This window comes from Pauljensenia sp. UMB3104 (assembly GCF_030217285.1).
Taxonomy (GTDB): Bacteria; Actinomycetota; Actinomycetes; order Actinomycetales; family Actinomycetaceae; genus Pauljensenia.
On sequence record NZ_JASONN010000462.1, the window covers coordinates 1 to 250 of the forward strand.

1 protein-coding gene is annotated in these 250 nt (G+C 39.2%); it reads left to right on the forward strand.

Annotated features, from left to right (window positions below; translation table 11 throughout):
- On the forward strand, positions 1 to 250 hold a 250-nt coding region (locus tag QP415_RS12410; RefSeq protein WP_285100273.1), incomplete at both ends, for a hypothetical protein.

Sequence of the window (250 nt, forward strand, 5' to 3'; positions counted from 1 at the left end):
GAGTGGATGAAGCCCTTGTTTTTATCACAAAACAAAATGTTTTTCGCGATAAAAAAGCTAGGGTTACTGATCACCCTATGAAAGATCGTTTGGCAAATCATTATAAAGATGACACCTGGTATGACTACAAACGCTTTATGGAGGATGGTGCTGAATTTATCGATGCGGTTATGACAGGAAAAATCAAAGAAAAACAGGTTTGGGCGCCAGATATGGCTAACTACCAAGCCTTTGTGGAATCAAATGGCTT